Origin of the sequence: Microbacterium sp. CPCC 204701 (assembly GCF_004010105.1) — a bacterium.
Lineage (GTDB): Bacteria > Actinomycetota > Actinomycetes > Actinomycetales > Microbacteriaceae > Microbacterium.
The window spans coordinates 1-4,545 of record NZ_RRYE01000253.1 but is presented as its reverse complement, the minus strand read 5'-3'; the positions used below and the strand labels follow the sequence as shown (position 1 = coordinate 4,545).

General features: G+C 69.7%; 4 protein-coding genes. All 4 read left to right on the top strand.

The window, feature by feature from the left end; genetic code table 11:
* A partial coding sequence (locus tag EIO58_RS13240; protein ID WP_240658828.1) for a glutamate ligase domain-containing protein occupies positions 1 to 753 on the top strand: 753 nt, incomplete at its 5' end.
* Positions 750 to 1,862 (top strand): phospho-N-acetylmuramoyl-pentapeptide-transferase, encoded by a 1,113-nt coding sequence (mraY, locus tag EIO58_RS13235; RefSeq protein WP_127819935.1) that lies wholly within the window; start codon positions 750 to 752, stop codon positions 1,860 to 1,862. The genes EIO58_RS13240 and mraY, both read left to right, overlap by 4 nt.
* A complete protein-coding gene (gene murD / locus EIO58_RS13230; protein ID WP_205789269.1) occupies positions 1,859 to 3,430 on the top strand; it encodes a UDP-N-acetylmuramoyl-L-alanine--D-glutamate ligase in 1,572 nt (523 codons plus the stop codon). Before mraY ends, murD begins: the two co-directional genes overlap by 4 nt.
* Positions 3,387 to 4,545: FtsW/RodA/SpoVE family cell cycle protein (locus tag EIO58_RS13225; protein WP_164861693.1), on the top strand; the 1,159-nt coding region annotated here is incomplete at its 3' end. The genes murD and EIO58_RS13225, both read left to right, overlap by 44 nt.

Genomic DNA, 4,545 nt, shown 5'->3' with positions numbered 1-4,545 from the left:
GGCGGCACGGCCGTGCTCAACGCGGACGACGCACGCGTGGCGGCGATGGCCCCGATCGCCGCAGAGCGCGGCGCCAGGGTGCGCTGGTTCGGCCGCGGGATCGCAGCGACGGATGTGCGCGCCGATGACGTCGAGGTCACGGCATCCGGAACGTCCTTCACGGTCACGGCCGACGGCGTGTCGCTGCGGCTGCGACTGCAGGTGCTGGGCGAGCACCACGTCATGAACGCCCTCGCCGCGATCGCGGCGGCCACCACGCTCGGCGTCGCGCTCGCGGACGCCGTCGCACGCCTCGAGACCGTCGAGATCGCCGAGCGCTGGCGCATGCAGCCGCTCGGCTCGGACCGCGTGCGGATCATCAACGACGCTTACAACGCCAGCCCCGACTCGATGGCCGCAGCACTGCGCACGCTCGCGCAGATCACCGGCCTAGGGGAGCGGACCGTGGCGGTGCTGGGCGCCATGACCGAGCTCGGCGACCACGCCGAGGAGGAGCACGACCGGGTGGGCCTGCTGGCCGTGCGGCTCGGCATCCAGAGGATCGTCGTGGTGGGCCCCGACGCGCGTCGCATGTACCTCGAGGCCGTCGCCCAGGGGTCGTGGGCAGGCGAGGCCGTCTACTTCGAGACCGCCGACGAGGCGTTCGAATACCTCCGCGACGAGTTGCGCGACGGCGACCGCGTGCTCGTGAAGTCGTCCAACTCCGCGGGCCTGAGGTTCCTCGGCGATCGTCTGGGAGAATCGTTCTCGTGAGATCACTCCTGACCGCGGCGGCGATCTCGCTGGCCTTCACGCTCTTCCTGACCCCCGTCTTCTTGCGGCTGTTCCGCAAGTGGGGGTGGGGGCAGGTCATCCGCACCCCGGAAGACATCCGCAACCCCAACCATCAGACCAAGCGCGGCACGCCCACGATGGGCGGCACGATCTTCATCGTCGGCACGATCGTCGGCTATCTCGTCGGCGGCTACACCGGCAACAACCCGCCCACGGTCTCGGGTCTGCTCGTGATCTGGATGATGGTCGGCCTCGGCGTCGTGGGCTTCATCGACGACTACATGAAGGTGCGACAGCAGAAGTTCATGGGACTGAGCGGCTGGCGCAAGATCGTCGGGCAGATCGCGGTCACAGTTCCGTTCGGCGTCGTCGCGCTGAACCTGCCGAATCAGTACGGCCAGACGCCTGCCTCACCGTTCGTGTCGGTGTTCCGCGACGTGCCGGCTTTGTGGTTCATGGCGTTCGGCGCCATCGCGGGATGGATCCTGTACCTCGCGTGGGTGTCGTTCATCGGCGTGGCCTTCTCGAACAGCACCAACGTCACCGACGGCCTCGACGGCCTCGCGGCCGGCGCGGCGATCTTCGTCACCGGCGCCTACAGCCTGATCGCGTTCTGGCAGTTCAACCAAGCGTGCTGGGGGAGCGAGGCGGCCGTCGCCGCGGCCAAGGCTGCGTGCTATCCGACCCGCGATCCGTTCGACCTCGCCATCGTCTCGGCATCCTTCGTGGGCGCGCTCGTCGGGTTCCTGTGGTGGAACGCGCCGAAGGCGAAGGTGTTCATGGGCGACGTCGGGTCGATGGCGATCGGCGGCGTGCTCGCCGCCATGGCGATCCTCACCCGCACCGAGCTGCTGGCCGTTCTCGTCGCGGGCGTCTTCGTGATCGCCCCCGGCTCGGTCATCCTGCAGCGCCTCTACTTCAAGATCACGCGCGGCAAGAGGCTGTTCCTGATGAGCCCGTTCCACCACCATCTCGAGATGCGCGGCTGGTCCGAGGTGACGATCGTCGTGCGCATGTGGATCATCGCGGGCCTCCTCGCGGTCTCGGGTGTCGGGTTCTTCTACGTCGAATGGCTCACGCAGACATGACCGCGACGGCAGGCGAAAGGTCGGGGTCCGCGCGGCTCGACTCACTCACGAGCTGGCACGCGGACTGGAACGGCCTGCGCGTCGCGGTGCTCGGCCTCTCGGTCACCGGGTTCTCGGTCGCAGACACGCTCGCCGAGCTCGGCGCCGACGTGCTCGTGGTCACCGAGAGGGCCGATGAGGAGTACGGGCGCCTGCTGCCGGTCATCGGCGCGCGACTGTGGGCCGGGCAGCTCGACGCCGTGCCCGAAGAACTTCGCGACTTCGATCCCGAGGTCGTGGTGGCCTCGCCCGGGTTCGCGCCGGGGCATCCCCTCGTCGCGTGGGCGCGCGAGGCGGGTATCGCGCTGTGGGGCGACATCGAGCTCGCCTGGCGCGTGCGCGACAAGGTCGTGCGGCCCGACGGGTCGCCGGCCGACTGGATCCTCGTCACGGGCACCAACGGCAAGACGACCACGACGCGGCTGACCGCGACGATGCTCGTCGCCGGTGGACTGCGCGCCGCGCCCGTCGGCAACATCGGCACGCCGGTGCTCGACGCCGTGCGCGACCCGTCCGGGTTCGACGCTCTCGTCGTCGAACTCTCGAGCCATCAGCTGTGGTACCTGGGTCTGCAGGAGGGGCCGGAGCCGCTCTCGCCGTACGCCGCGGTGTGCCTGAACCTCGCCGACGACCACCTCGAGTGGCACGGATCGTTCGAGGCGTACCGCGAGGCCAAGGCGCACGTGTACGACAACACGCGCGTGGCGTGCGTCTACAACAAGGCGGATGCCGCGACCCGGCGCATGGTCGAGGACGCCGAAGTCGTCGAGGGCGCGCGCGCCATCGGGTTCGACCTGGGCGTGCCAGGACCCAGCGATCTCGGCATCGTGGAGCGGCTCCTCGTCGACCGCGCGTTCCTCGAGGATCGCCGCACCAGCGCGCTCGAGCTCACGACGCTCGAGGAGCTCGCGCAGCTGGGTCTCGCGGCCCCTCACATCGTCGCGAACGTTCTCGCCGCCGCCGCGCTCGCCCGGTCGCTCGACGTCGCACCCGCAGCCATCCACGACGCGCTGCGCGATTTCCGTCTCGACCCGCACCGCATCGAAGTCGTCGCGCGCCATGAGGGCGTCACGTGGGTGGACGACTCCAAGGCGACGAACCCCCACGCAGCCGCGTCGTCGCTCGCCGCGTATCCGGGGGCCGTCTGGGTCGTCGGGGGCCTGCTCAAGGGCGTCGACATCTCGGAGCTGGTCGCAGCCCGCGGCGCGCAGGCCAAGGCGGCCATCGTCATCGGCATCGAGCGCGCGGCCGTCGTGTCGGCGTTCTCGCGACACGCGCCCGCGGTGCCGGTGTTCGAGGTGGACGCCGATGAGACTGAAGAGGTCATGCCGCGGGTCGTCGAACTGGCCGCCGGGGTGGCGCGTGACGGGGACATCGTTCTGCTCGCCCCCGCCGCGGCGTCCTTCGACCAGTTCGCGTCCTACGCCGACCGCGGCGAGAGGTTCGCGGCGGCGGTGAGGCAACGGATCGGAACGGGGGCGGGCGATGACGACGACGCAGCCGCGGATCCAGCCCGCCGGGGCCACTGAGCGCTCGCAGCGGCAGGGCCGCGGTCTCGCCGCCCGGGTGAGTCTCGGGCGCGTCTTCGCACCGGTGCCGAGCGAGTTCCTGCTCATCGCGTCCACCGCGCTGCTGCTCACGTTCTTCGGTCTCGTGATGGTGCTCTCCGCGACCTCCGCCACGGCGACCGCCGACGGCGTCGCGCCGTGGGACACGGCGGTGAAGCAGCTGGTGTTCGCCGCGATCGGCATCCCGCTGATGTTCATCGCGAGCCGGCTGCCCGTGTCGTTCTGGAAGAAGATGGCCTGGCCCGCGCTCGTCCTGGGTATCGCGTTCCAGCTGCTGGTGTTCACGCCGCTCGGACATGAGAACGACGGAAACCGCAACTGGATCACGATCGTCCCCGGATTCCAGGCTCAGCCGTCGGAGTTCCTCAAACTCGGGCTCGCGCTGTGGGTGGCGTTCGTGCTGTTCCGCAAGCGCACGCTGCTGACGAAGTGGCAGCACGTCTTCATCCCGCTCGTGCCCGTTGCGGGCCTCGCGATCGCCACGGTGATGGCGGGCCGCGACCTCGGCACCGCGATGGTCCTGGTGCTGCTCGTGCTCGGCGCCCTCTACTTCTCAGGCGTCAAGCTCCGGATCTTCGTTCTGCCGGCGATCGGCGCGGCCCTGGCCGTGGCGGTGCTCGCGGTCACGAGCCCCGACCGCATGCGGCGGTTCATGAGCTTTCTGAACCCCAACTGCCTCGACGATTACTACAACGACTGCTGGCAGCCTCTGCACGGCATCTGGGGCCTCGCCAACGGCGGCATCTTCGGGCTCGGCCTCGGCAACTCGCGTGAGAAGTACGACTGGCTGCCCGCGATCGCGAACGACTACATCTTCGCGGTCGTCGGGGAGGAGCTGGGCCTCATCGGCTGCGCCGTGGTGCTCACGCTGTTCGCCCTGTACGCGGTCGGTGCGTTCCACGTCATCCGCAAGACCGACGACCCGTTCGTGCGCATCGCCGCCGGCGGCATCACGGTCTGGATCGTCGGCCAGGCCATGATCAACATCGGGGTCGTGCTGCGGGTGTTCCCGGTGCTCGGCGTGCCGCTTCCCTTCATGTCGCAGGGCGGCACGTCGCTGCTGTCGGTGCTGGTCG

Excerpts from the sequence above, each read along its gene's own strand:
- murD (WP_205789269.1), top strand. The coding sequence starts at position 1,859 with ATGACCGCGACGGCAGGCGAAAGGTCGGGGTCCGCGCGGCTCGACTCA.